At 66.4% G+C, this 25685-nt stretch carries 21 protein-coding genes; 14 read left to right on the top strand and 7 right to left on the bottom strand.

From position 1 onward, the window contains the following. The 3 genes from GM672_RS03535 to GM672_RS03525 all read left to right on the top strand — a co-directional run bounded on the left by GM672_RS03535 (position 1) and on the right by GM672_RS03525 (position 2858). Positions 1-1026 (top strand): CDP-6-deoxy-delta-3,4-glucoseen reductase, encoded by a 1026-nt coding sequence (locus GM672_RS03535; RefSeq protein ID WP_155469133.1) that lies wholly within the window; start codon positions 1-3, stop codon positions 1024-1026. Positions 1027-1126: 100 nt separating this feature from the next. Next, complete coding sequence (locus GM672_RS03530) at positions 1127-2389, top strand: MFS transporter (protein ID WP_155469132.1); 1263 nt, start codon at positions 1127-1129, stop codon at positions 2387-2389. A 97-nt stretch (positions 2390-2486) separates the two neighbouring features. Continuing rightward, positions 2487-2858, top strand: a complete 372-nt coding sequence (locus GM672_RS03525) for an HPF/RaiA family ribosome-associated protein (RefSeq protein WP_155469131.1) — start codon at positions 2487-2489, stop codon at positions 2856-2858. A gap of 27 nt (positions 2859-2885) precedes the next feature. Here GM672_RS03525 and GM672_RS03520 read toward each other — a convergent pair whose 3' ends face one another. Further along, positions 2886-3665: a helical backbone metal receptor gene (locus GM672_RS03520; RefSeq protein WP_155469130.1), complete on the bottom strand. Its 780-nt coding sequence runs from the start codon at positions 3663-3665 to the stop codon at positions 2886-2888. A gap of 92 nt (positions 3666-3757) precedes the next feature. On the opposite strand from GM672_RS03520, the gene GM672_RS03515 reads away from it, so the two are divergent. Further along, a complete protein-coding gene (locus GM672_RS03515) occupies positions 3758-4774 on the top strand; it encodes a diguanylate cyclase (RefSeq protein WP_155469129.1) in 1017 nt (338 codons plus the stop codon). A gap of 291 nt (positions 4775-5065) precedes the next feature. Here GM672_RS03515 and GM672_RS03510 read toward each other — a convergent pair whose 3' ends face one another. Next, complete coding sequence (locus tag GM672_RS03510; RefSeq protein WP_170299914.1) at positions 5066-5665, bottom strand: DUF5610 domain-containing protein; 600 nt, start codon at positions 5663-5665, stop codon at positions 5066-5068. A 50-nt stretch (positions 5666-5715) separates the two neighbouring features. On the opposite strand from GM672_RS03510, the gene sbcB reads away from it, so the two are divergent. Then, on the top strand, positions 5716-7158 hold the full coding sequence (gene sbcB, locus GM672_RS03505) for an exodeoxyribonuclease I (RefSeq protein ID WP_155469128.1): 1443 nt from the start codon (positions 5716-5718) through the stop codon (positions 7156-7158). Between the two features lie 19 nt (positions 7159-7177). On the opposite strand, the gene pyrF is transcribed toward sbcB, so the two are convergent. Next, positions 7178-7996: an orotidine-5'-phosphate decarboxylase gene (gene pyrF, locus GM672_RS03500; protein ID WP_170299913.1), complete on the bottom strand. Its 819-nt coding sequence runs from the start codon at positions 7994-7996 to the stop codon at positions 7178-7180. Between the two features lie 165 nt (positions 7997-8161). On the opposite strand from pyrF, the gene GM672_RS03495 reads away from it, so the two are divergent. From GM672_RS03495 to GM672_RS03480, 4 genes are read left to right on the top strand one after another with little or no spacing between them, the layout of a single operon-like run. Further along, the gene (locus tag GM672_RS03495) at positions 8162-8761 is read left to right on the top strand and encodes a LemA family protein (RefSeq protein WP_155469126.1); all 600 of its coding nucleotides are present in this window, start codon (positions 8162-8164) and stop codon (positions 8759-8761) included. A 9-nt stretch (positions 8762-8770) separates the two neighbouring features. Continuing rightward, positions 8771-9784, top strand: coding sequence for a TPM domain-containing protein (locus GM672_RS03490; RefSeq protein ID WP_155469125.1), 1014 nt, complete (start codon positions 8771-8773; stop codon positions 9782-9784). Continuing rightward, complete coding sequence (locus GM672_RS03485) at positions 9784-10308, top strand: TPM domain-containing protein (protein ID WP_229417532.1); 525 nt, start codon at positions 9784-9786, stop codon at positions 10306-10308. Before GM672_RS03490 ends, GM672_RS03485 begins: the two co-directional genes overlap by 1 nt. Positions 10309-10356: 48 nt before the next feature. Then, positions 10357-11121 carry an SDR family NAD(P)-dependent oxidoreductase gene (locus GM672_RS03480; RefSeq protein ID WP_155469124.1) on the top strand — a complete coding sequence of 255 codons (765 nt, stop codon included), beginning with the start codon at positions 10357-10359 and terminating at the stop codon, positions 11119-11121. A gap of 244 nt (positions 11122-11365) precedes the next feature. Here GM672_RS03480 and GM672_RS03475 read toward each other — a convergent pair whose 3' ends face one another. Further along, on the bottom strand, positions 11366-14239 hold the full coding sequence (locus GM672_RS03475) for a TonB-dependent receptor (RefSeq protein ID WP_170299912.1): 2874 nt from the start codon (positions 14237-14239) through the stop codon (positions 11366-11368). 598 nt (positions 14240-14837) lie between these two features. Between GM672_RS03475 and GM672_RS03470 the strand changes: the two genes are divergently transcribed. Together GM672_RS03470 and GM672_RS28225 are read left to right on the top strand one after the other, a co-directional pair. Beyond that, the gene (locus GM672_RS03470) at positions 14838-15254 is read left to right on the top strand and encodes a VanZ family protein (protein ID WP_229417531.1); all 417 of its coding nucleotides are present in this window, start codon (positions 14838-14840) and stop codon (positions 15252-15254) included. Positions 15255-15676: 422 nt separating this feature from the next. Continuing rightward, positions 15677-16231, top strand: coding sequence for a hypothetical protein (locus GM672_RS28225; RefSeq protein ID WP_170299911.1), 555 nt, complete (start codon positions 15677-15679; stop codon positions 16229-16231). A gap of 94 nt (positions 16232-16325) precedes the next feature. Here the strand turns inward: GM672_RS28225 and GM672_RS03455 are convergent, their stop codons facing one another. Both GM672_RS03455 and GM672_RS03450 read right to left on the bottom strand, forming a co-directional pair. Further along, positions 16326-17207, bottom strand: coding sequence for a TraB/GumN family protein (locus GM672_RS03455; RefSeq protein ID WP_229417530.1), 882 nt, complete (start codon positions 17205-17207; stop codon positions 16326-16328). Between the two features lie 368 nt (positions 17208-17575). Then, positions 17576-19132, bottom strand: a complete 1557-nt coding sequence (locus tag GM672_RS03450) for a dipeptidase (protein WP_155469119.1) — start codon at positions 19130-19132, stop codon at positions 17576-17578. Between the two features lie 25 nt (positions 19133-19157). On the opposite strand from GM672_RS03450, the gene GM672_RS29705 reads away from it, so the two are divergent. The 3 genes from GM672_RS29705 (at position 19158) to GM672_RS03435 (ending at position 23945) form a co-directional block, all read left to right on the top strand. Further along, positions 19158-21617: a hybrid sensor histidine kinase/response regulator gene (locus tag GM672_RS29705; RefSeq protein ID WP_170299910.1), complete on the top strand. Its 2460-nt coding sequence runs from the start codon at positions 19158-19160 to the stop codon at positions 21615-21617. Positions 21618-21677: 60 nt separating this feature from the next. Then, positions 21678-22664, top strand: a complete 987-nt coding sequence (locus tag GM672_RS03440) for an LLM class flavin-dependent oxidoreductase (RefSeq protein WP_155469117.1) — start codon at positions 21678-21680, stop codon at positions 22662-22664. Between the two features lie 129 nt (positions 22665-22793). Continuing rightward, positions 22794-23945, top strand: a complete 1152-nt coding sequence (locus tag GM672_RS03435; protein ID WP_155469159.1) for an MFS transporter — start codon at positions 22794-22796, stop codon at positions 23943-23945. Positions 23946-24015: 70 nt separating this feature from the next. On the opposite strand, the gene GM672_RS03430 is transcribed toward GM672_RS03435, so the two are convergent. Further along, positions 24016-25644 carry a M28 family peptidase gene (locus GM672_RS03430; RefSeq protein WP_155469116.1) on the bottom strand — a complete coding sequence of 543 codons (1629 nt, stop codon included), beginning with the start codon at positions 25642-25644 and terminating at the stop codon, positions 24016-24018. Between the last annotated feature and the right edge of the window lie 41 nt (positions 25645-25685).

Below are 25685 nucleotides of genomic sequence, written 5' to 3'. Positions count from 1 at the left end.
ATGACGTTTCAGATTACTGTTCAGCCCAGCGGCCACCAGTTCGCTTGCGACGAAGACGAGACCGTACTGGCTGCCGCGATGCGCGCCGGTGTCGGCCTGCCTTACGGCTGCAAGAACGGCGCCTGCAGTTCCTGCAAGGGCAAGGTCGTTTCGGGTTCGATCACGCATAAACCGCACCAGCGCCGCGCGCTGACGGAAGAAGAGGAAAGCGCGGGCATGTCGCTGTTCTGTTGCGCCCTGCCCCATTCGGACCTGGTGATCCAGGCCCGCGAAGTGGCCGGCAGCGGCGACTTCCCCGTCAAGAAGATGCCGTCGCGCGTGTCGTCGCTGGAACGGGTGGCGCCGGACGTCATCGTCATCACCCTGCAGTTGCCGGCCAATGAAGTGCTGGAATACCGCGCCGGGCAATATATCGAATTCCTGCTGCGCGACGGCAAGCGCCGCAGCTACAGCATGGCCACGGCGCCGGGCCAGGGTGCCGTGACCTTGCATATCCGCCATATGCCGGGGGGACTCTTCACGGACCAGGTGTTCGGCACGATGAAGGAGCGCGACATCCTGCGCTTCGAAGGCCCCCTGGGCACCTTCTTCCTGCGCGAGGACTCGGACAAGCCGATGGTGCTGCTCGCTTCCGGCACGGGCTTCGCCCCCATCAAGGCCATCGTCGAGCAACTGCGGGCCACGGGCTCGCAGCGCAAGATGGTGCTGTACTGGGGCGGGCGCCGTCCCCAGGACCTGTACATGCACGCGCTTTGCCAGGAGTGGGCCGCACAACTGCCGAACTTCACCTACGTGCCGGTGGTGTCGGATGCCTTGCCGGAAGACGGCTGGAATGGCCGTACCGGTTACGTGCACCAGGCCGTCGTGCAGGACTTGCCGGACCTGTCCGGCTGGCAGGTGTATGCCTGCGGCGCGCCCATCGTCGTGGAATCGGCGCAGCGCGACTTCACCACGCGCTGCCAGTTGCCGGCGGACGAGTTCTACGCCGACTCGTTCACCACCGAAGCGGATCTGGCCAAGCCCTGAGTTCCCCCGTCCGTTCCCCGCTCCGCTGCCGGGGCGGGGTCGCCTGAAACGTCCCCGCCCCGCATTGTCTCATCTCATCCCGCATTGCCTCGCATTGTCCATGTCCAGTTCCTCGAACGGTTTTTCCGTCCTGCGTCACCGCAATTTCCGCTTCTACCTGACCGCGCGCGTCCTCGGCACCCTGGCCGTGCAGATGCAAAACGTCGCCATCGGCTGGCAGGTGTACTCGATGACGCACAACCTGTTCTACCTGGGCATGATCGGCCTGGCCCAGTTCGCGCCCTTCCTGCTGCTGATCCTGCTGGCGGGCCATGCGGCCGACCGCTACAACCGCCGCCTCATTGTCACCATCTGCCTGGGCGTGCAACTGCTGGTTGGGCTGGCCCTGCTTGCCTACACGACCAGCGGCATGCAGGTGGTGTGGCCCGTGTTTGCCGTGCTGGTGCTGTTCGGCAGCGCGCGCGCCTTCATGGGGCCGGCCACGCAGGCCATCCTCGTCAACCTGGTACCGCAGCGTGACTTCAGCAAGGCCGTCCCGCTGTCGAGCTCGAGCTTTCACGTCGCCGTCATCCTCGGCCCGACCCTGGGCGGCCTGCTGTACATCTACGGCCCCAAGGTCGTCTACATCGCCGCGGCTTCCCTGCTGCTGGTGGCCACGGTGCTGATGGCGCTGGTCAAGGCGCCGCCCCAGGCCAGCAACCGCGAACCGGCCACGTGGCACAGCGTGCTGGAGGGGCTGCGCTTCGTGCTGTCGCGCCCCATCGTGCTGGGCGCCATGTCGCTCGACCTGTTCGCCGTGCTGTTCGGCGGCGCCACGGCGCTGCTGCCGGCGCTGGCGCACGACGTGCTGCACGTGGGTCCCACGGGCCTGGGCCTGTTGCGCACGGCCCCGGGGGCCGGCGCCGCGCTGTGCTCGGTGCTGCTGGCCTTCTTCCCCATCACGCGCCGCATCGGCCTGTGGATGTTCGGCGGCGTCGCCGTCTTCGGCCTGGGCACCGTCGTGCTGGGCGCGACGGCCAGCTTCGTCGTCGCCCTCGTGTGCCTGCTGCTGATGGGCGCGGGCGACATGATCAGCGTGTACGTGCGCCACCTGCTGGTGCAATTCGAAACGCCCGATGCGATCCGGGGCCGGGTCAGCGCCGTCAACTCCGTCTTCATCGGCGCCTCGAACGAGCTGGGCGAGTTCGAGTCCGGCGTCACGGCCGGCTGGTTCGGCCTGCGCCCGGCCATCGTCTTCGGCGGCGCCGTCACCCTGGGCGTGACGGCGGCGTGGATCAAGTTGTTCCCCGTGCTGGCGCGGATGGACCGCTTCCCGCACCACGAGAAGGAACTGGCGGCGCAGGCCGAGGCGAAAACGACCTGAACGTCGGCCATCAGCTCTGCAATGTGCACCACTTAACGGCGTTCTAAGTCCAAAGGGCGTAAGATCGACGCATACCGATTACAAAGAGGAGCTGATTATGCAGATTCAAGTGAACACGGACAAAAGCATCGACCATACCGCCGCGCTCGACACGCATGTGGAGGAAGTGCTGCAATCGGCCATCGGCCGTTTCGGCGAACAGATCAGCCGTGTTGAGGTGCACCTGAGCGACAACAAGGCGCAGAAGTCCGCCGATGGCGACAACCGCTGCATGATGGAAGCACGTGTGAACGGCTACCAGCCCGTGGTGGTGACGGACCATGCCGAGACGCTGCACCAGGCCATTCACCGCTCCGCGGACAAGCTCAAGCGCGCACTGGACAGTGCCCTGGGCAAGCTGCATGACAACAAGAAGAACGTGCCCGTGGCGGACCTGGTCGAACCATCCGTCGAACCGGCCGAAGAGTAAGCTTTCCGATGGCGCTGGCTACACCGGTCATTCCGATGCCAGCGCCCGCAGATAGCGCAGCCCGTGCAGGGCGCGGCTGCCGTACCACGACATCATCTCCCCATCCACCAATTGCACCGGCTTGCCGATCTGGCGTTCCAGCGCGTCCACGTGCGCTTCCGTGAAGCGGTACGGTTCCGACGACAGCAGCACCCGGTCCACCTGTGCCAGCAGCTCGCTCGACCACTCGAAGCGGGGATAGCGGGCCACGCCCAGCCTGGGCACGCTCCAGCCGATCAGCGCCAGCATGGCCGCGATATACGTGTCCGGCGACACCGTCATCCACGGGTCCTGCCAGATGCAGTACAGCACGCGCTGCGGCACGCCTTTCGGCATCACGCGCAGGGCCGCCAGCTCCTCCTCGAATGCCGCGCACCACGCCTCGGCCCGTTCCTGGGCGCAAAAGATGCCGCCCATCAGCCGGGCCAGGTCGAGGTTGTCGCTGGGCTGCAAGGGATGGGTGACGACGATATGGGGCACGAATTCGGCCAGGCGCTCCACCGTCGGCTTTTCGTTCTCGTCGATATTGACGACGACATGGGTCGGCGCCAGCTTGCGGATCTTGTCCAGATTGACATCCTTGGTGCCCCCGATTTTCGGGATATCGCGCACGATGTCGGCGGGATGGATGCAAAAGCCGGTACGGCCTACCAGCTGCGGTGCCAGGCCCAGGTCGCACAGCAGTTCGGTGATGGACGGCACCAGGGAAACGATGCGGGCGGCGGGATCGGCGGCGTGGTGCTGGCCGGTGGCGTCGGTAAAGAGCATGGCTGTTGTAAAGATCCGTTAGAAATTGTCCCATTGGACCATAGGTCGGGTTGCTTGCGCTATGATGACGGCAGTCTTGCCGAAAGCCAACGATGAAGCTCCTGAGCAACTTTGCCGCCTCCTCCCACCAGATCGCCGACCTGCACCTGTTCCGGGATGCGGACGCGCGCGTGGCCGCGGCATTGCTGGCGGCTTGCCCCGTGATGGCGGCCGAAGCCGGCGAGATCGTGTCCGATACGTCGCGCCCGCGCCTGACCATCGTGCTGCGCGGCTCGCTGGCCGTGCAGCCGGACGCACGCGATGGTGCGGCAGCGGGCAGCGTGAAGATCATGGCCGGCGAAAGTGCGGGCGAACAATCCGTGCTGGACGACGAAGCCGACCTGTCCTGCCTGGTGGCGCTGGAGCCGTGCGAACTGCTGCTGATCGGCGCCGACCTGGCCTGGCGCCTGATCGAGGAATCGGACGGCGTCGCCCGCAACCTGCTGCGCCTGCTGTCGTTCCGCGTGCGGGCCGCCAACGTGCAATTGCGCAAGCGCCAGAAGCTGGGCGAATTCTACCGACAATTGTCGATGAACGACGGCCTGACGGGCCTGTACAACCGGGCCTGGCTGGACGACGTGCTGCCGCGCATGATCGCCACGGCCCATGCGGGCAACGCCCTGCCTTCGTCCGTGCCGGCGCCCCTGTCCATCATCATGATCGACCTGGACCGTTTCAAGCAGTTCAACGACCGCCACGGCCACGTGCAGGGCGACCAGGCCTTGCGCACGGCGGCCCAGGTACTTTCCAGCGCGCTGCGGCCCACCGACTGCGCCGTACGCTACGGCGGCGAGGAACTGATGGTGCTGCTGCCGGAGACGAGCCGCGCCGAAGCGGCCGCCGTCGCGCAGCGCCTGTGCGAACGGATGCGCCACGCCGTCGTGTTCGCCGACATGCGCCTGCCCCTGCCCCACGTGACGGCCTCGTTCGGCGTCGCCACCCTGCTGCCGGGCCAGGACGGCCCCGCCCTGATCGTCACGGCCGACGCCGCGCTGTACCGCGCCAAGGCGGCCGGCCGCGACCGTATCGACGTCGACGATGGCCGGGCCCTGGCGGCCCAGGCCGCCTAAGCGCCCGCCACACCCCGCCACACGCCAATTCGCTCCGGGCATCCCGCCCATCGCTGCCGCACCGCCGCGCCGGACGCCTCGTTCCTGCACGTCCCACGAAGCTCTGGCGCGTCCACGTCAATTTGTCGAAGAGGATGTGCTGATGCAGGCAGCCGGCATGTTCCGCCGCCTGGGCTGCAACGCGACCCCGACGACCTGGTCGGCGCAACCGGCCTGCGGCGTGGCAGCCGATATTCGGAGGGGCCGCCGCGCTGTTCGCCTGGCCGCGTGCGGCGGCCCGGTGCAGCAGGATCAGGCTGGCGCCTTGCCGGCTGGCTTTTCGGCTGGATTCGCTGCCCCCATGCCATCCGCCGCGTCCGCCTGCGGTTTGCCGTTCTTGACGGCAAACGCTTCCAGTCCCTTCATGACCAGCTCATAGGTCTTGTCGATATTGCCGGCGATATCGCCGTCCAGCACCTTCAAGCCCTTCAGGATATCGCGCGCTTCGGAAAAGCCCTTTTCGATGCCGCCCTTGACGGTATCGACGAACTTTTCCACCGCGGCGGCGTCTTCCATACCGGGGTTCTGCCGCTTGAATGCATCCAGGAAGCCCGTCGACAGGGAAAGGATGCGCTCGGCCGTGCCCTGGGGCGTATTGTCCTGCGCGGCCGCGTTCTGCACGGCGTTTTCGCCCAGCCGGGCCTGCAGCGCCTCGTTGATGCTGGTGATGGCCGTCTTGTACAGCAGGGCCTGCGGGTCGTCGGCAGCACCGATGGTGATCGACGCCGACGCCTGCATGATCGATGCGTTCAGCTGCAGTTTTGCCTTCTGCGCGGGGGACACTTCGCCCTGGTTGGCCACCTTGGAATCGGTGGAGACGGTTTTTGCATTGAGAGAAACAGGGTTTGCCACGATAATCCTCCTGATGGGGCTTGCCTCGGCCCGAACACTGACTGCACAACATGAACCACACTTTTCTTTGGCACGACTATGAAACCTTCGGCGCCGTGCCCCGCCGTGACCGCCCTGCCCAGTTCGCCGCCATCCGCACGGATGCCGATCTCAACGAGATTGGCGACCCCATCATGCTGTTCTGCCAGCCGGCCAACGATTTCCTGCCGGACCCGCAGTCCTGCCTGATCACGGGCATCACGCCCCAGCAGTGCCTGCAACAGGGCGTGCCGGAACACCAGTTCGCCCGGACCATCGAAGCGGCCTTCGCCGAACCGGGCACGATCGGCGTCGGCTACAACACCATCCGTTTCGACGATGAAGTGACGCGCTTCCTGTTCTGGCGCAACCTGATCGACCCGTACGCCCGCGAATGGCAGAACGGCTGCGGCCGCTGGGACCTGCTCGATGTCGTGCGCATGTGCTACGCCCTGCGCCCGGACGGCATCGAGTGGCCTACCGGGGATAACGGCAAGCCCAGCTTCAAACTTGAATTATTAACACAGGCCAACGGTTTGGCCCACGAGGCGGCGCATGACGCGCTGTCGGATGTGCGTGCCACCATCGCGCTGGCGCGGCTGATCCGCCAGAAGAATGCCCGCCTGTTCGACTTCTGCCTGGCCCTGCACAAGAAGGATCGCGTGGCCGACGAGATCGGCATGCACCTGGCGCGCGAGCTGCGCCAGCCCTTCCTGCACGTGTCCGGCATGTTCCCGGCCGAGCGGGGTTGCATGGCGCTGGTGTGGCCCCTGGGGGGCCATCCCACCAACAAGAACGAGCTGATCGTGTGGGATTGCCACCACGACCCGCGCGAGCTGTTCGAGCTGGACGTCGACACCATCCGCCAGCGCATGTTCACGCGCAGCAGCGACCTGCCGGAAGGCATGACGCGCCTGCCGATCAAGACGATCCACCTGAACAAGTCGCCGATGCTGGTATCGAACCTGAAGACCCTGTCGCCGCAGATGGCGCAGAAGTGGACGTTCGACGTGGAAAAGGCGCTGGAACACGCCCGCTTCGCCCAGCAGGGGCCGGACATGGCGGCCATCTGGGCCCAGGTGTTCCACCGCCCGGCCGCAGAACCGGCCGACGTGGACGAAGACCTGTACGGCGGCTTCATCGGCTCGGCCGACCGCCGCCTGCTCGAATCGCTGCGCAAGGAAAGCCCGCAGCGGCTGGCGACGGCGGCGCCCCACTTCGAGGACGAGCGCCTGGGGGAAATCCTGTTCCGTTACCGTGCCCGCAACTTCCCGGACACGCTGTCCGAACAGGAGATGGAGCACTGGGAACAGCACCGCGCCGCGCGGCTGCTGGAAGGCGAAGGCGGCGCGCGCAGCCTGGACCAGTTGTTCGGCGAGATCGACGCGCTGTCGGCCGAGGCGGACGAGCGCGCCGAGCAGATCCTGGGCGCGCTGTACGACTACGCCGAAATGATCGTGCCGCAGCCGTACTGATGCTGCAACACGACGGCCGTCAGCGCGCCGCGTTGATGGCGTCGCGCGTTTCGCGGGCGACGCGCCGGGCTGCCTGCGCGAAGTCTTCGCCCGCCGCCGCCGTGGCGTACAGGATGGCGCGGGAGGAATTGATCATCATGCCCTTGCCGCTGTCCGTCCGGCCGGCCGTGACGGTGGCGTTGACGTCGCCGCCCTGGGCGCCGATGCCCGGCACCAGCAGCGGCATGTCGCCGACGATGGCACGTACCTGCGCCAGTTCTTCCGGGAAGGTGGCGCCGACGACGAGGGCGCACTGGCCGTTGTGGTTCCACTTGTCCGCCACCAGTTGCGCTACGTGCTGGTACAGGGGGCGCCCGTTCACTTCCAGGAACTGCAGGTCCGAGCCGCCCGGGTTCGACGTGCGGCACAGCACGATCACGCCCCGGTCACGCCATTCCATGTACGGCTCCACCGAATCGCTGCCCATGTAGGGGCTGACAGTGACGGCGTCGGCGCCATAGCGGTCGTAGGCCTCGCGCGCGTACTGCTTCGCCGTGGCGCCGATATCGCCCCGCTTCGAATCGAGGATCAGCGGGATATGGGGGTGCTTGTCGCGCAGGTAGGCGCAGATGCGTTCCAGTTGCTGCTCCGCGCCCAGCGCCGCGAAATACGCGATCTGCGGCTTGAAGGCGCATGCCAGGTCCGCCGTGGCGTCGATGATTTCGGTACAGAAGCGGTAGATGCCGTCCGGGGCCGACTGGAACTGGGCCGGCAGGCGCGCCATGTCCGGGTCCAGGCCGACGCACAGCAGGGAGTCGTTGGCTGCCCACGCAGCGTCCAGTTTATTGATGAAAGTCACGACAGCCCCTTTAATTTGTTTCGTTGCAAACCCATTATTATAAAGGTTCGATGGTAGCGGGCGTTGCCGGACGGGTGCTATGTGCTGCACCGTACAAAACCCCACTCCCATTGCGTGTATAGTCCAACACACCCTGATTCGACGGGCACCCAATAAGGAGAAATCATGCGCAACAGGTTCGAACGATGGATCGCACTGGCCGTCATGGCCGTGGCACTGACTGGCTGCGGCTACAACGACTTCCAGAGCAAGGATGAAGGCGTCAAGGCCGCGTGGGGCGAAGTGGTCAACCAGTACCAGCGCCGGGCCGACCTGATCCCGAATCTCGTCAACACCGTCAAGGGGTACGCCTCGCACGAGCGGGAAACCCTGGAAGCGGTGACGAAGGCGCGGGCCCAGGCCACCAGCATGCAGGTGACGCCGGAAGTGCTGAACGATCCGGCCGCGTTCCAGAAGTTCCAGCAGGCCCAGGGCCAGTTGTCGCAGGCGCTGTCGCGCCTGATGGTGGTGTCGGAAAAGTATCCGGACCTGAAGGCCGACACCAGCTTCCGCGACCTGCAGTCGCAGCTGGAAGGAACGGAGAACCGCATCACCGTGGCCCGCCAGCGCTATATCGCCTCGGTCCAGGACTACAACATCCTGGCGCGCCGCTTCCCCACCAACCTGACGGCGATGATGTTCGGCTATGAAGTGCGGCCGAGCTTCCAGGTGGAGAACGAGAAAGCCATCTCGTCGGCCCCGGCCGTCGACTTCAACAAGAAATAAGGAAACGCCATGCCGCTCGGCCCAACGGATCACGCATCACCCAGCCCCGCGCCGGGGCGGCGGCGTACCAGCGACCATCCGGCCGAAGACAAGTACCTGGGCACGGCCGAGGTGGGTCACGAGCGCGACGTGCGCGGCCGTGGCCGGCGCCGGGGCCTGCGCGGCTGGGTGACGCGGCCGTCCGGGCGCTGGCTGAATCACTGGCTGGTGCGCTATGCGATCGTCGTCATCCTGGCCTGCTTCGCGCTGCTCGTGGTCGAGGCCGCCCGGGCCGACGACACGGGTTTCGTGCCCGTACCGGAACTGAAGGCGCGCGTGACCGACCAGGGCAAGCTGCTCACACCCGAGCAGCGCACGGCGCTCGAAGCCGTGCTGGCCGACTACGAAACCAAGACGGGCAGCCAGATCGCCGTGCTGACGGTGCCCACCACGGCGCCCGAAGCGATCGAGCAGTACAGCATCCGCGTGACGGACGCCTGGAAGCTGGGCCGCAAGGGCGTCGACGACGGCGTGCTGCTGGTGGTGGCGAAGGACAACCCTTCCGCGCTGCGCCGGCTGCGCATCGAGGCCGGGCGTGGCGTGCAGGGCGTGCTGACGGATGCGCAGTCGAAGCGCGTGCTGCAGGATGTCATCGCGCCCCATTTCCGCAACAATGATTATTACGGCGGCCTGGCCGCCGGTGTCAGCGCCATCGCCACCTTGCTGGACAAGGAGAACTTCCCCGCCCCCGAGGCGCGCCAGGCCCCTGCCCGGCAAGCCGACGAGGGCGGCGGCTGGTTCTGGCCGGCGCTGCTGTTCGGCGTCTTCGTGCTGCTGCCGATCCTGCGCGGCGGCAGCCGCAAGCGGGGCCTGCACCGTTCCGGCTGGGGCTCGGATGCGGCCGGCGTCGTCATCGGCAGCGTCATCGGCAGCGTGCTCAGTAGCGGCGGCCGCGGCGGCGGTGGCGGCTTTGGCGGCGGCGGCGGTTTCGGCGGCGGTGGCGGCGGCACATTCGACGGCGGCGGCGCCTCGGGAGACTGGTAATGAGCACCTTGCCCACCACATTCATGGGACGCCTGCGCCGTGCGCTGCGCCACCTGTTCACGGGTTCCTCGAAGGGGCGGCAATGCTTCCCGCCCAGGACCCTGGAAGCCATTGCGGCGACCATCGCCGACGGCGAACGGCGCCACCGCGCGGAAGTGCGGCTGATCGTCGAACCGTCGCTCAGCTTCGACGCCGCCCTGGCCAACGTCACCAACCGCGAACGGGCCCGCGCCCTGTTCGCCGAATACGGCGTATGGGACACGGAGGAAAACTGCGGCGTGCTGATCTACGTGAACCTGGCGTCGCGCGAAGTCGATATCGTCGCCGACCGCCATGTCGGGCGCGTGATCGCCGACACGGAGTGGCAGGCCGTCTGCCGCACGATGACGGCCGGGTTCGCCAAGGGCGACTTCCACGACAGCACCGTGGCGGCCCTGAACCAGCTGGCCGACCTGCTGCAGCGGCACTTCCCGGCGGACGGCTCGCGGCCGAACCAGTTGTCGAACGAGGCCGTCATCCTGTAAGGCCCGGGCGCTGCTAGAATCCGCTTCTTTCACTTGCCGGAAGCGATCATGAGACTGACCAACAAAACCGCCATCGTCACGGGCGCCACGCGCGGCATCGGCCTGGCCATCGCGCAGCGCCTGGTCGCCGAGGGCGCGCGCGTGATGCTGGCCGATATCCGCCCCGAGGGCATCCAGGCCGCCGAAGCCCTGGGCGACGCGGCCCGCTTCTGCCAGGCCGACGTCGGCATCAAGACCGACGTCGACGCGCTGGTGGCCGCCACGGTGGCCGCCTTCGGGCGCATCGACATCCTCGTCAACAACGCCGGCGTCACGCACGCGGCCGATTTCCTCGACCTGACCGAAGACGACTTCGACCGCGTGCTGCGCATCAACCTGAAGTCGATGTTCCTGTGCGGCCAGGCCGCCGCCCGCGTGATGGTGGAACAAGGTTCGGGCTGCATCATCAATATGTCCAGCGTCAATGCGGAACTGGCGATCCCGAACCAGGTGCCGTATGTGGTGTCCAAGGGCGGCATCAACCAGCTGACCAAGGTGATGGCCCTGAACCTGGCGCCGCACGGCATCCGCGTCAACGGCATCGGCCCCGGCACCATCCTTACCGAGCTGGCCAGGGAAGCCGTGCTGGGGAGCCCCCAGGCGCGCCACACGATCCTGTCGCGCACGCCGCTGGGCCGCTGCGGCGAGCCCGAGGAAGTGGCGTCCATCGCCGCCTTCCTGGCCAGCGACGATGCCAGCTACATGACGGGCCAGACGATGTATGTCGATGGCGGCCGCATGGCCCTGAACTACACGGTTCCCGTGCGCGACTAGTCACCGTTGAGTTATAGGGTTTTTCTATAACGCTTATCGAAAACGAAAATTGGACGTATATGTGGCGACGCAGCATACTTGCACCTGTCTCCACTATTCTCCTCCAAGATAATAGTTTCAAGCCCGCTTCGTAGCGGGCTTTTTTTTGTCCAGCTTTTTGCGCGGCCATAAAAAAACCGCCGGACCTCGCGGTGCGGCGGTTTTTGACAGCTGCCGGCGCGGGCCGGCAGCGTCGTTCAGTGCATCAGAAGCTGTACGATGCCGACACGCGGAAGTAGCGGCCGCGGCCGTTATGCAGCTGCTCGTTGAAGCCCTGGAAGTCCGACGTGGTGCCGTAGCGTGGATCGTACGGTGCCTTGCGGTCGAACACGTTACGCACGTTCAGCGCCAGCACGACGTTCTTGATGCCCGTGTAGCTGTAGTTCATGTCGAACGTGGTCCAGGATTCGACGGCGCAGTCGTTCAGGTTCGGGAAGTAGTTGCTGAACTTCGGCAGGCCGCCCAGCGAGTAGGCGCTCTTCGGCTGGCCGGTGCCGTAGTAGCAGTAGGCTTCCGGATAGACGTCCATGTTGTCCGAGCGGCGCAGCAGGGACACGGGGCCGACGTAGTTGCCGATCGCGGTGACCGAATGGTCGCCACGCTGCCAGTTGACGGACAGCGAGCCGCGGTTGCGTGGATTGTCGCCCGAGGACGTGTTCCAGTCCGACAGGCCGCCGTTCGAGCCTGCCGTGTTGGCGGCGCGGTCGCCCGTGTGTTCGGCGCGGCGGTACTCGGCCAGGTAGGCCCAGTTCAGGTTCGTCGTGATCTTGCCCATCTCGCCCAGTGCCAGGCGGTGAGTGATCTCCAGGTCGATACCGGAAACTTCCGTGCTGCCCTGGTTGACGTAGGAGCGGTTCACTTGCGTGATGGCGCCCGAGTTCGGGATCAGGTTGCCGTTGGCGTCCGAGATCCAGTTGTTGCGGTTCGTGTCGCGCACCACCAGGCCAGGGTAATCGGCAGGATGGTCGATGACGGTCTGGGCACCCAGCAGGGCGGTCTCGTCGACCTTCTTGATGCGGTACCAGTCGATCAGCACGTCCAGGTTCTTGGTCGGCGTGACGATCATGCCGAACGACAGGCTGCGCGAACGCTCCGGCTGCAGGGCCGGGTTGGCGGCGGACAGGCTCGACACGCCACGGGAGCAGTCCAGCTGGTCGGCGCCCGGCAGCGGCGTTACGCCGTCAGGGCAGCGCAGGCTGTCCTGGACCGTCGTGAACGACTGCACGCCGCCTGGCGACACCTGGGTCAGCGCCGGCGCGCGGAAGCCCTGGGCGAAGGTGCTGCGGAAGGTGAAGTGTTCGTTGGCGGTCCACTTGGCGCCCACTTTCGGCACGAAGCTCTTCGTCGCAGGGTACTTGTCCCAGCGGCCGGCGAAGTCCATCTCGAAGTTGTCGAAGAACGGCGTGCGCAGTTCCACGAAGGCCGACTTGACCATGCGCGAACCGTCGGCCGTGGAGTTGGCCAGGCCGATGATGTCGCCTCGCTGGGTCGCCATGTCCGGCGTCAGGCCGATCTGTTCCTGGCGGATTTCGCCGCCGAAGGCCAGGCCCATTTCGCCGCCCGGCAGCTTGCCGAACGACGTCGATGCCTTGGCATCGATCTGCTTGACCTGGGCAAAGCCGTGGTCCTCGATGTCGCGCGTGGAGGTCGGGTCGGCGATGGTCTGGGCGATGGTGCGGTTTTCCGTCATGATGCGGCGGATCGTCGGCAGGTACATCATGCCGAAGTCGCGCGAGGTACGCTCGCTGCGGTTCCACAGTGCCGCCGTTTCCCAGTCCCAGCCCTTGAAGCTGCCCTGCAGGCCGGCCACGACGCGGAAGGCTTCGTTGATGTTCTCGGAAGCATTGGTGGAGTTCATCAGGCGGAAGCCGACGGCCGAACGGGCGTTGACAAACGGATTGTCCGGGTGGCCGACCGGCAGCACGACCTGGAACTGCGACGGCAGGCCGCCGTTGACGAACACCGTCGTCGGCGCGGTCGAGCGCATCGCACGGGGTGCGCCCGTGAAATAGCGCTGGGTGCGGCTGTACGACGCTTCGGCGAAGCCGGTCAGGTCGTTGTTGAGCTTGAACGTGAAGCGCGACAGCACGTTGGCGTCCTTGCCCTTGCCTTGCACTTCCGAGTAGTCGTTGGTGTCGAAGTTGCAGAAGGTGCGGCCGATCAGCGTGTCGCTGGCGCCCAGGTTATGCGCGGCACGGTCGCCCACCAGCTGCTGCGATTTGTCGCAGTTGACCTGGTTGATGACGTTGGCGCGGTCGTTGTAGCTGTTGAAGAACGACATGCTGCCCGGCTGGCGTTCGCGGTAGAAGAACGGCGAGCCCGACAACGAGCTGGAGAACGGGTTCAGCCGGCCATTGATGTCGCGATACAGCTCGTTCTCGACATCCTTCTGCTCCTTGATCGTCGTGCGATGGCGCTTCGAGGCGTCGAAGGCGACGAAACCGCTCCAGCCCTTCTCTTCCAGGTCGCCGAAGCCCCACACGCCGCTGACGTTGTCGCGTGCGTATTCGCCATCGTCGTTGGCGCTGACGTTGGCCGACAGTTGCAGGCCCTTGGCATCGGTCTTGGTGATGAAGTTGATGACGCCGGCGATGGCGTCGGAACCGTAGACGGCGGAGGCGCCGTCCTTGAACACTTCGACGCGCTCGATGGCCGACACGGGAATCGTGTTCAGGTCATACACGGCCGACTTGCCCTGGTTCGGGTCGGCGTAGGCCGATGCCGTGATGCGGCGGCCGTTCAGCAGGATCAGCGTGGACGAGGAACCCAGGCCGCGCAGCGAGGCGGTGCTGGCGCCGTTCGAGAAACCGCCGTCCGAGCCGTCCACCGATGCACCCGAGCCGAAGGCCGGGATCGATCGCAGCAGCTCGGCCACGGTATTGGCGCCGGTGGCGGCGATCTGCTTGGCCGACACGGTCTGCACGGGCGAGGAACCTTCCTTGTCCGCGCGCTTGATGTTCGAACCGGTCACGAAGACTTTCTGGACCGGGGCTTGCGCTTCCTGGGCAAATGCTGCCTGCGCTGCAACGGCCATCGCGACGGCGATGACGCTGCGCTTCAATACCAACTTCTGATTCAAGACTCTCTCCTGCTGGTGGTCGATTTTTTGATTGCCCGGCATCGCTGCGCGATACGCGCGGGCATACCTTTTAAGGGGCCGTATCAGACCATCAACAGGGAGTAAAGTCAGTCAATGACAGATGTTGTGGCGCATCAACAACAAGTGTCTAAATTTATTGCTTTATTGATAATTATCCGATTGAAAGCTGTTTATTTATAAGAAATTCCTGAATGTAATTTTGTGTAAAGACAAAAAATTCTTACTTCTGAAACAGACCTTTGTCAGAATTTGTAACTTATGGTTATATTTTCATCATTACCGGCTTAAAAATATTGTGTTAAAAGCAGTGCTCGCTTGTTGCGCGATGTCATGGCGACGTCATACGGACGCCCTATACTGAACTCCTCTGCTGCACACGCAACCGATATGCGTGGCCGCAGATCAGGTGTGCCGGTTCCGGCACACCGCTCCCAATTCCTTCCGCGCGCATGCTCCCGGCGTTCCTGCCGGAAGCGACGCGGCGCGACGCACCGCTCTCTTGGCCCGAGCAGGGTTTTGCGGCCCGCTCTCCGGAGCGGGCATTTTTTTCGGCGAAGCATGCTATCGTTTCGCCTCCTTGTCATTTCGCCAAACCACCGTGCTGAACCTGCTGAAAACGCTGCTGCTCACTTCCTCCCACGCCCGCCTGCGCTATGGCAGCGCACTGGCGATGTTCGCGCTGATCGTCATCGTCGGGTCGATTCCAGGTGCCCGGGCCGATGCCGCCGAAGTCGCCTCCGGCGTCGTGCTGCACTCCTGCGCCTATGCCGTGCTGACCTTCCTCGTCTTCACGGGCAGCAGCGGCCTGCCGGCCCAGCGCGCCATCAAGGCCGTCGCCACCATCGCCGCCATGGGCGCCTTCGATGAACTGGTCCAGAGTTTCCTGCCTTACCGCCATGGCGCCATCGGCGACTGGCTGGTCGATTGCACGGCCGCCCTCGTCACCGCCAGCCTGATGTGGATCCTGTGGTCCACCCGCAAGGTGGCCGCCTAGGGTTCCCTAGGAGCGCCAATCCCCTGCCGCCTCCGGACCGCAATGGCTGCATGTCTCGCCGGTCAAGGCGCGCGCCAGATCGGCCGGCCGCAGGCGGCCCAGCGCACGCCGGGTATCCTGCCGCATTGCCGTCAATTGCTCGCTCCTGGCCAGACGTACCAGGCCATACAGGGCTTGTCGCAGCGCGTGACCCGCCCGGGGGTCCTGGCTGTCGCCACAACTGGCCTCGACCAGCTCTTCGATAAGCGTTTCGGTGCTGCATACTGGCATTTCTGTCCTCATCCGTTTCCGAGCGACAATTATTGCTGAGCATCTCCATGCGGGGTTTGATCTATATCAAGCGCGCTTCCCCCATGACGAACAAACTGTGTCCCTTGAGCTCCAATCCGTAACAGGGCAGCGCCCTCTTCTGGAGACACATCATGAAATCAATAATCAGTCTGGCATCAAAAGATTCGATATCGGGGACGGGCCGCGCGCCGCGGTCGCACTGGCGGACCGGCGTGCTGGCCCTGGTGGCCGTTGCCGTGGCCGGGTGTGCGGACACGGGCACGTCCGGCCTGTCCGGCACGGGCACCTCGGGCAGCGGCTACGCCGGCGCCAGCACCATGACCGACGGCGCCACCACAAGCAGCTCCATGGGCAGCAGCGGCAGCACTGGCAGCACCAGCGGCACCGGCGCAATGGGCTCGCACGGCACGGGCACGACACAAGGCGCGCAGCTGACGTGGAATGGGGTGGTGCAGTCGATCGAACCGATGTCGCGGCAGAGCGCCGGGATCGGTGTCACGGGATCGACCGGCGCCGCGGCAGCGGGCGGTACGGTACCGAGCACGGCCGGCTCAGGCAACCAGGTTTACCGGGTCACCTTGCGTACCGATGACGGCAGCAGCCAGAGTATGGTGGTGGAAACGCCGCCGGACTACAAGGTAGGCGACCGCGTCACCTACAGCAACGGTGCCATCCGGCGGCAATGAGGGGATTGATGTCGCCCGGAGCATGCGCGCCGGGCGCGGCTTTTGAGTTTGCTCAAGGCGTGCGTCGGTGGCGGGCGGCCGGTGCCCGCTCCTTTCAATACACTTTTTCGACCGAATACCCGCGCTGGCGCAGCAGCTCCGGAATGCCGTTCTCGCCCACCAGGTGCAGCAAGCCGATGCCTACAAAGGCAACCTGGTCCGTCTGCATGATGCGTTCGATATGGTTCGTCATTTCCGGATTGCGCTTGCCCAGCAGGGTACGATCCATGAAGACGGCCGAGACACTGTCGCCGGCCGTCAATTCGCGCGCCATCGTGGCGATGCGCGCCGCGTCGGCATTGCTCCACGCGTCGATCAAGCCGGCCGATTTTTGCAGCGCCTTGCCGTTCTCCAGCTCTTCCAGGTTTTCCACCAGATAGCGTTCCTGCTGGGCGTCGTCCAGCGATGCAAACAGACTGAGCTGATAATCGGCCGACTCCAGTTCGTGCACCTGCTTCTTCTGCGCGATGGCGGCCGACAGCAGGAAGCCCTCCACGCCGTTGCTGCGGTGATAGCCATGCTTCTCGATCTCGGACCCCACCAAAATATTCGCCACCAGCCACGGCCGGTAGCCGGCAACGCTCTGCAGGGAGATGCCTGCCTTTGCCAGTGCCTTGTTCAGCTGCGCCAGTGCGCGCGGCGACAGGTGCCGGGTAATGGTGTCGCCGGCCGGATAAGCGCCGTACTTTGCGAGAGCCTGTTCGAACGGCCGGTGGGCGCGGGTGTCAAGTTCCAGCACGAGGGAAGTGCTGTCCGCCAACGCACGGGTGACTTCAGGCTCGAGCGGGAAGAATCCCTGCTTGCCGACGTGGATGGTACCGAACAGGTAGCTGGTTTTGCCATCGTGGTGAATCCGGTAAAGGGCGCCGCGCCGCGGAACGGCATCCAGCTTGATCGGCTCGGCGGCGGCAACCGCATTGGGGACGCTCATTTCCATAGAATTGGCCGACCACGAAAGGAATAGGGCAAAAACAAATGTCAGAAAACGCGGCATGCAAGTTCCCCTGCCGGTCAAAGACCAGCAATTTCAATCATTGAAAATTGAACGTTGAATGCCCGCGCGTGGCAGCCGGGCATGGGCTGCAGGCCGCATGCAGTGCGACCTGTTGCCCATGGTAAATGAATTCTTCGGCTGGGGAAATAGTTTTCTGGCGAGCGCCAGGTAATATGGGAAGCGCTTACAACAACTGCTTGCCAACAATGAAAAACTGATTATTGCGACATCGTTTCAATAATGCCAAAGATAATCCGGATAATCTTGCCTTCCACCTTCCCCAAGCGCTTGCAGCTCAGCTCGACACGGGCTCAACGGGCCAGCTCGACGAGTACGGCCGTGTACATTTCCAGGTTCAGCAGCAACTGCTTTTCGCTGATGAACTCATGCTCGGAGTGGCCCGTGTAGACGCTCCCCGGCATGCTGGGGCCGAAGCTGACGGCGTTCGGGAACAGGCGCGAATTGGTGCCGCCGCCGATCGAGACAGGCTTCGCATCCTTGATGCCCGTGTAGTGCGAGAACACACCCAGCAGCACGGGCAGGTGCGGCGCGCTGTCCTGCACCCACGGTTCGCCCAGTTGCGCCGTCAGCTGCGCATCCTGCACGGTCGCGCCCTGGCGCCCTTTCCACGCCTGGAAGGCCACCTGGAACTGCTGCTCCAGCTCGCTCGAGGACTTGCCGCGCGGCCGGCGCAGGTTGAGGTTCAGCTGCAGGCCCCGGTCGCTTTCCTTCAGCAGCACGGGGGCCACCGTCATCGGACCCATGAAACTGTCGCGGTAGGCCACCTGGCCGAACTTCTCGCCATACAGCCCGGTTCCGACCAGGTCGTTGACGAAATTGACCATGGCCGCCGCCGGCGTGCCCTGCCATTGCCGCCCGCCCAGGGCGTCGGCCAGCATGGCAATCGCGTTGACGCCGTCCTCGGGCTTGGACGAGTGGGCAGAGACGCCCTTGGCGACAACCAGCAGGCGCCCGCCCGCCAGGCTGATGCGGTATTGCATGTCCTTCTGCCGCGCGGCGCGGGCGCGGATGGCCCGCTCCAGCGCCGGCGTCGCGTTCTCGACGATTGCGGCGGCATCCTCGGGAATCTGGCTGTCGAAGAAGCCGCCCGTGAAGCTGCCCAGCCGCGGCGCCCCGCCCTTGGACGGCTTGGCCGGCTGGGCCTTCTCGGCGGGCATGGTGACGGTGACCAGGCCCCAGCCTTTCTCCGCCGTTACGACAGGGTACTCGGCGTCGAGCGTGATATTGATCTGCGGCGGCGTGTGCGTCTTCAGGTAGGCCTCGAGCGGCGCCCAATCCGATTCCTCGGCCATGTACACATACAGCTCGATGCGCTTTTTCAAGGGCAGCTGGCGGTCCTTGATGGCCTTCATCGCATACAGCGCCGTGGCGATCGGGCCCTTGTCGTCCTCGGTGCCACGGCCCAGCAGCAGGCCCGGCTCGCTGGTGCGGTCCAGCTTGAACGGCGACTGCTTCCATTTCGTGGCGTCGACGGGCTGCACGTCGCCGTGCGTGATCACGCCGACACGTTCCGCGCCCGCCCCCAGACCGATGACGACGACATGACCGTCATCCCGGTAGTCCAGGCCCAGGCGCGCGGCCTCGCCCTTCAGGTAGTCCTTGAACCCCCGGTGGGCCGGATTGCGCTCGAATGGAATGGTGGGGTCGGCCACGGTATTGAAGGCAACCATCGCCGCCAGGCTGTCGATGACGGCTTCCTTGTACGTGGCGCGGGCATGGCTGGCCGTCTCGACGGCAAGGGGGCCCGGCGCGGCCGGGGTGGCCGACGTGGCCGCGGTGGAACCAACGGCCGGCTGCATCAACAGGAAGGGCACGGCAAGGGACAGCAGAACGGCTTTCTTCAGCATGGCGGACCTGTCGGTGGAGAGTTCGGTGGGATCGCGTGCCGGCGCGGCACCCCTGCAACAGATGCAGCGCCCGCGCGAGCGGCGCATGAAGCCAGGCTGCCATCGGCCCACGAGCTATGGTAACGTGGCACAACATTTACCAGTCTACATCTTTTACCCCACCCCGTCAGCCAACCCCGTGGAGCCCAGCCCCCTTCCGTACCTGAACAGTGCCCCGCCCGGCGCGGCCGCCAGCCATGCCGCCGCGGCCCGGCTGCCGACCATCCGTTTCCGGCTGGCGCTGCTGGTCCTGAGCTGCGTGCTGCCGGCCGCCATCGTGTCGGCCTTCCTCATCTACGACCACTACCGGGTCGAACGGGCCAGCCTGCTGGGCGAGGCGATGGCAACGGCGCGCTCGATGATGTCGATCGTCGACCGCGATTTCGATACCGTCATCACGGCGCTGCGCACCTTGTCGGTGTCGGACGATCTCGAGGAACATGACCTGGCCGAGTTCCGGCGCCAGGCCAGCAATGTGCACGCCATCCTGCCGATTACGGAAATCGTGCTGTACGACCCGGCCACGCGGCGCCAGTTGCTCAATACGGCCGCCGCCCCGGCCAGCCCGCTCGACCCGGGTAATCCCGAGCTGCTGCAACACGTCGTGCGCACGGCGCAGCCGATGGTGTCGGGCATGTACCGGGGCGCCGGCGGCGCGGCCACGATCACGGTGGCCGTGCCGGTGCTGCGCGACGGGGCGGTGCGCTTCATCCTGGCCGCGCAGGTGCGGCCGGCCGCGCTCAATCCCATCCTGGCCGAGCAGAAGATCCCCGCCAGCTGGCGCGCCGCCATTCTCGATCCGGGCATCCGCATCGTCGCCCGTAACCGCGATATCGAGCAGTTCCGCGGCCAGCTGCCCCGTCCCGAAGTGGTGGCACGCGTGCGCCAGCAACCCGAGGACACCTTCGAATCGCTGACGGTCGACAACCTTGAAGTGGTGACGCTGTACAGCCGCTCCATCAAATCCGGCTGGACCGTGATGCTGGGCGTCCCCCATGGCAACCTGACGGCCGGCCTGCTGCGCACCCTGCAGTCGCTGATCATCGCCACCGTCGTGCTGCTGGCCGTCGGCCTGGGCATGGCCTGGCTGGTGGGCGGGCGCATCGCCCACTCCGTGCATGCCCTGATCGGGCCGGCGACGGCCCTGGGCGCGGGCCGCGCCGTGGCGGCACCTGCGGTCGACTTTCGCGAGGCGCAACAGGTGGCCGACTCGCTGGCGCGGGCTGCCCTGGCGCTGGACGAAGCGCGCGGCCGCGCCGACCAGGAGCTGCTGGAGCGGCGCGCTGCCCAGGAAGCGCTGCAGGCGGCCGACGTGCGCAAGGACGAATTCCTCGCCACCCTGGCGCACGAGCTGCGTAATCCCATGGCGCCCCTGGTGAACGCGCTGGAGCTGATGCGCCTGCCGGGCCGCGCCGGCCCGCCGCCGGCCAACGTGCTGGAGATCATGGAGCGCCAGCTGCGGCAGATGGTGCGGCTGGTGGACGACCTGCTGGACGTGTCGCGGATCACGACGAACAAGCTGGGCATCCGCTACGACACGGTGGTACTGCAGGACGTCGTGGCCCATTCGCTGGAGACCTCCGGCCCGCTGCTGCAACAGCGCCGCCATGCGCTGGCCGTGCACCTGCCGGAGCAGCCGGTGCACCTGACGGGGGACGCCACCCGCCTGGCCCAGGTCTTCTCGAACCTGCTCAACAACGCCGCCAAGTACACGCCCAACGGCGGGCGCATCGCCCTGCATGCGCTGCTGCGCGAGGGCCGCGTGCGCATCGAGATCAGCGACAACGGCATCGGCATCGCGCCGGGCGCCCTGCCCCACGTGTTCGACATCTTCTTCCAGGCCGACCGCTCGCTGGGCCGGGCCCAGGCCGGGCTGGGCATCGGCCTGTCGCTGGCGCGCCGCCTGGTCGAGCTGCATGGCGGCGTGCTGACGGCGAGCAGTGCCGGCGAAGGCCTGGGCAGCACCTTCGCCATCGACCTGCCGCTGGCGCAGGCCGACGCGCAGCCCGTCAAGGTCGGCGACGCCGGCGACGCGCCGATCGCCACGCTGCGCGTGCTGGTGGCCGACGACAATGTCGACCATGCCAATACCTTGCGTGCGCTGCTGCTGGCGGCCGGCCAGACCGTCAATGTCTGCTACGACGGCCTGTCCGCGCTGCGCTGCGCCGAGGCCTTCGCGCCCGATATCGCCTTCCTCGATATCGGCATGCCGCGCCTGGACGGCTACGAGCTGGCGCGCCGGCTGCGCGCCGACCCGAACCTGGCCGGCTGCACGCTGGTGGCGGTAACGGGATGGGGCCAGGAGAAGGACCAGCAGCGCTCGCGCGCGGCCGGCTTCGACCGCCACATCGTCAAGCCCCTGCAGCTGGCGCAGATGAAGGCCCTGTTGCGCGAGCGCGCCGCGCTGGTGGAAACGGCCGACCAGGGCAGCAGCCGGACGGCCTAAACCCACAACGGGTGCAGGGCCTTGCTTGAATCCCCGCCCCCTGCCCCGACATGTCCACGCATGATCCCATTTTCCATACTCGACCTCTCTCCCATCGCCGAAGGCAGCGATGCCGGCGCCTCGCTGCGCAACACGCTCGACCTGGCGCAGCACGGCGAACGGTGGGGCTTCCAGCGCTACTGGCTGGCCGAACACCACGGCATGCCCGGCATCGCCAGCGCCGCCACGGCCGTCGTCATTGCCCACGTGGCGGGTGGCACGTCGACCATCCGCGTGGGTGCCGGCGGCATCATGCTGCCGAATCACTCGCCGCTGGTGATCGCCGAACAATTCGGCACGCTCGAAGCGCTGTTCCCCGGCCGGATCGACCTGGGCCTGGGCCGCGCGCCCGGCTCGGACCAGACCACGGCGCGCGCGCTGCGCCGCAACCTCGCCTCCGACGCGGACGAATTCCCGCAGGATGTGCTGGAGCTGCAGGACCACCTGTCGGACTCGCCGCGCCAGCGCGTGCTGGCCGTGCCGGGCCAGGGCGCGAAGACGCCGCTGTGGATCCTCGGTTCCAGCCTGTTCGGCGCCCAGCTGGCGGCCCATATGGGCCTGCCGTATGCATTCGCCTCGCACTTCGCGCCGCAGATGATGATGCAGGCCATCGCCATGTACCGGAATAACTTCCGGCCGTCGGCGCAACTGGCCAAGCCCTACGTCATGCTGGGCTATAACGTGTTCGCCGCCGATACGGATGAGGAAGCGCAGTGGCGCGCCACGTCGATGCAGCAGGCCTTCGTCAACCTGCGTACGGGACGCCCCGGCAAGCTGCCGCCACCCCAGGCCGACTACCGCCAGCAACTGGGCCCGCAGGAAAACGCCATGCTCGACTCCGTGCTGTCCTGCTCCGCCGTCGGTTCGCCCGCAACGGTCGAAGCGCAGCTGAAGGCCTTCATCGCCAGCACGCAGCCGGACGAACTGATGATCACGTCGCAGATCTTCGAGCACAGCGCCCGGCTGCGCTCCTACGAAATCACGGCCGAGGTGCACAAGCGCCTGTAAGGACGCCCCCCGCTTCGCATGCCCTCCGGCAGGGTATGCGAATTTTGTATACAATATCGCGCTCTCGAAATCAATGGAGTCGTCGTGAGCGTGCAACACAAACAACAACAACAGGATATTTCGCCCGCCATGGTGTGGCTGATGGCGATCGCCACCGGCCTGATCGTCGCCAACCTGTACTACGCCCAGCCCCTGGTGGGGCCGATCAGCCGGGCTACCGGCCTCGATGCGGGCGCCGCCGGCCTGATCGTCACCCTGACGCAGATGGGCTACTGCACCGGCATGCTGTTCATCGTGCCGCTGGGCGACCTGGTGGAAAACCGCCGGCTGATCGTCACGGCGCTGGCCGCCACGGCCTGCGCCCTGGGCGTGGCCGCCTTCAGCACCAGCGCCACCCTGTTCCTCATTGCCGCCTTCTGCATCGGGCTCGGTTCCGTCGCCGCCCAGATCATCGTGCCCTTCGCGGCCCACCTGTCGAAACCGGAAACACGCGGCCAGACCGTCGGTACCGTCGTCAGCGGCCTGCTGCTGGGGATCATGCTGGCCCGCCCCGTCTCCAGCCTCGTCACCGACGCGCTGGGCTGGCATGCCATCTTCGTGCTGTCTGCCGTCGGCACGGCCGTGCTGGCGCTGGTGCTCAAGCGCCTGCTGCCGCTGCGCGAACCGGAGCACACCAGCACCTATGCCGCGCTGCTGGGCTCCATGTGGCACCTGCTGAAGGCCACGCCCGTGCTGCGCCGCCGGGCCCTGTACCAGTTCTGCATGTTCGGCGCCTTCAGCCTGTTCTGGACCACGGTGCCGCTGGTCCTGGCCAGTCCGGCCCACGGCCTGTCGCAGTCCGGCATCGCCATCTTCGCCCTGGTCGGCGTGGCCGGCGCCATCGTCTCGCCATGGGCGGGACGCCGGGCGGACCAGGGCAAGTCGCGCTCCACGACGGCCATCGCGCTGGTGGCGGCGGCGCTGTCGTTCGCCGTGCCGCTGGTGCTGCAGGGCAGCCGCCTGTTCGACCTGGGCCTGCTGGCGCTGGCGTCGATCGTGCTGGACATGGGCGTCTCGGCCAGCCTCGTGACGGGCCAGCGCGCCATCTATTCGCTGGGGGATGCAGTGCGCTCGCGCCTGAACGGCCTGTACATGGCCATCTTCTTCATGGGCGGCGCCCTCGGCTCCTCGCTGGGTGGCTGGATGTATGCCCATCATGGCTGGCACGGCGTGCTGGTGACGGGCCTGATGTTCCCGCTGGCCGGCCTGGCCCTGTTCCTGACGGAAGCGAAGCGGGCCTGACGGCAGCAAGGCAGGCCTGATGGGCCGCCTTGCTCACCTAGCATTCGGTGGCTGACACCGAATCGAAAACTTACCTGGCGCGGATGGCGCCGAAGGGGTCGCCCGCCTTCCATTGTGGCATGGCGGGGGCGTCGGCGACAGCGCGGCCCAGGTTCAGCGTAAACTGGGCTTGCTGCGTCATGCCGGACAGGTCCCACTTCGGATCGTATTCGTCGCCGACCTGGTGGTAGCGGGCGCGGTAGGCCTTGCGCTCGGCGGCCGCCGCTTCCTTGTCGCCGACGGTGTCGCGTCCGCCCGCGATGGAGAAAGCGGGCACGCCGGCCTTGGCGAAGCTGAAGTGGTCGCTGCGGAAGTAGCCGCCGGCCAGGTCCGGTTCGGCGTCGGCGATGCGCAGGTCCATGGCCTTGGCCGTTGCCGCCGCCATCTTGCCCAGGTCCGTGCGTTCGCTGCCCTGGGTGCCGACGTCGCGCGCGCGGCCGATCCAGTTCAGGCTGTCCAGGTTCAGGTTGGCCGCGGTTTTCTCCAATGGCCACAGGGGCGCGGTGGCGTAGGCCGCGCTGCCCAGCAGGCCCTGCTCTTCCGCCGCCACCCACAGGAACATCTGGCTGCGCTTGCCCGGCGACCGCGCCGCCGCCTGCGCCATCGCCAGCAGGGCCGCCGTGCCGGAAGCATTGTCGACGGCGCCGTTGTAGATATTGTCCTTGCCGTCCTTGCCGTCACCTTGCTTGCCCAGGTGATCCCAGTGCGCGCTGTAGATCACCACCTCGTCCTTCAGCTTCGGGTCCGTGCCGGGCACGATGCCGGCCACGTTGAACTGGTCCACCGTGCGCACGGCCGACTTCATCGTGCCCGCCAACTTCGCGCCCAGCGCCACCGGCTTGAAGTCCTTGCGTTCGGCGGCGAGGCGCAGCGCCTCCAGGTCCTGGCCGCCCGCCTTGAACAGGGCAGCCGCCGCGTCGTTCGTCAGCCAGCCCTGCAGCGCCGTGCCGGGCGCGCCCTGCGCCAGCTGGAAGCGTTCCACGCCGCTCCAGCTGTTCTGGATGACGCTCCAGCCATACGAGGCCGAGGCGTCCGTGTGGATCAGCAGCGCGCCCGCCGCACCGCGCCGTTTCGCTTCCTCGAATTTATAGGTCCAGCGGCCGTAGTAGGTCAGGGCCTTGCCGCCAAAGCGGTTCGGCGCGTCGGCCGTGGGCAGCGGGTCGTTGACCATCATGACGACGATCTTGCCCTTCATGTCCTGACCCTTGTAGTCGTCCCAGCCTTCTTCCGGCGCCGTGATGCCGTAGCCGACAAAGACCAGCGGCGCGTCCAGCTCGTGCTGCGCCTGCGCGTCGCCCGCGCCCCAGACCCAGTCCTTCCCGAAGGCCAGCGGCAGCGCCGCGCCGTTGGCGTGGGCGCGCAAGGTCGAGCCTTCCGGCAGGGTCGTCACGCCGGCGATCTTCACCAGCTGGCGGTAGCTGCCGTCGCGCGCCGGTTGCAGGCCGGCCGCCATGGCCTGGTTTTCCAGGTAGGCGACGGTCAGGTCGCCGCCGCGCTGGCCCGTGCCACGCCCTTCCAGCAGGTCGCTGGACAGGAAGGCCATGTGCGCGCGCAGCGGCGCTTCCTGCACTTGCGGCAGGGTCTTGGGGGCGGCGTGGGCCGGCAGCGCCAGGGCGATGGCAAGTGCGCAGGCAGTCAGGATGGGGAAGGTGTTGGGCATGGTCTCGTGGTCCGTTTGCGGTTGTCGAAGGCGGCTGGTCC

It is taken from the genome of Pseudoduganella buxea (genome assembly GCF_009720835.1).
GTDB classification, from domain to species: domain Bacteria; phylum Pseudomonadota; class Gammaproteobacteria; order Burkholderiales; family Burkholderiaceae_D; genus Rugamonas; species Rugamonas buxea.
The sequence above is the reverse complement of the archived record's forward strand: the minus strand, read 5'-3'. Positions and strand labels throughout refer to the sequence as shown.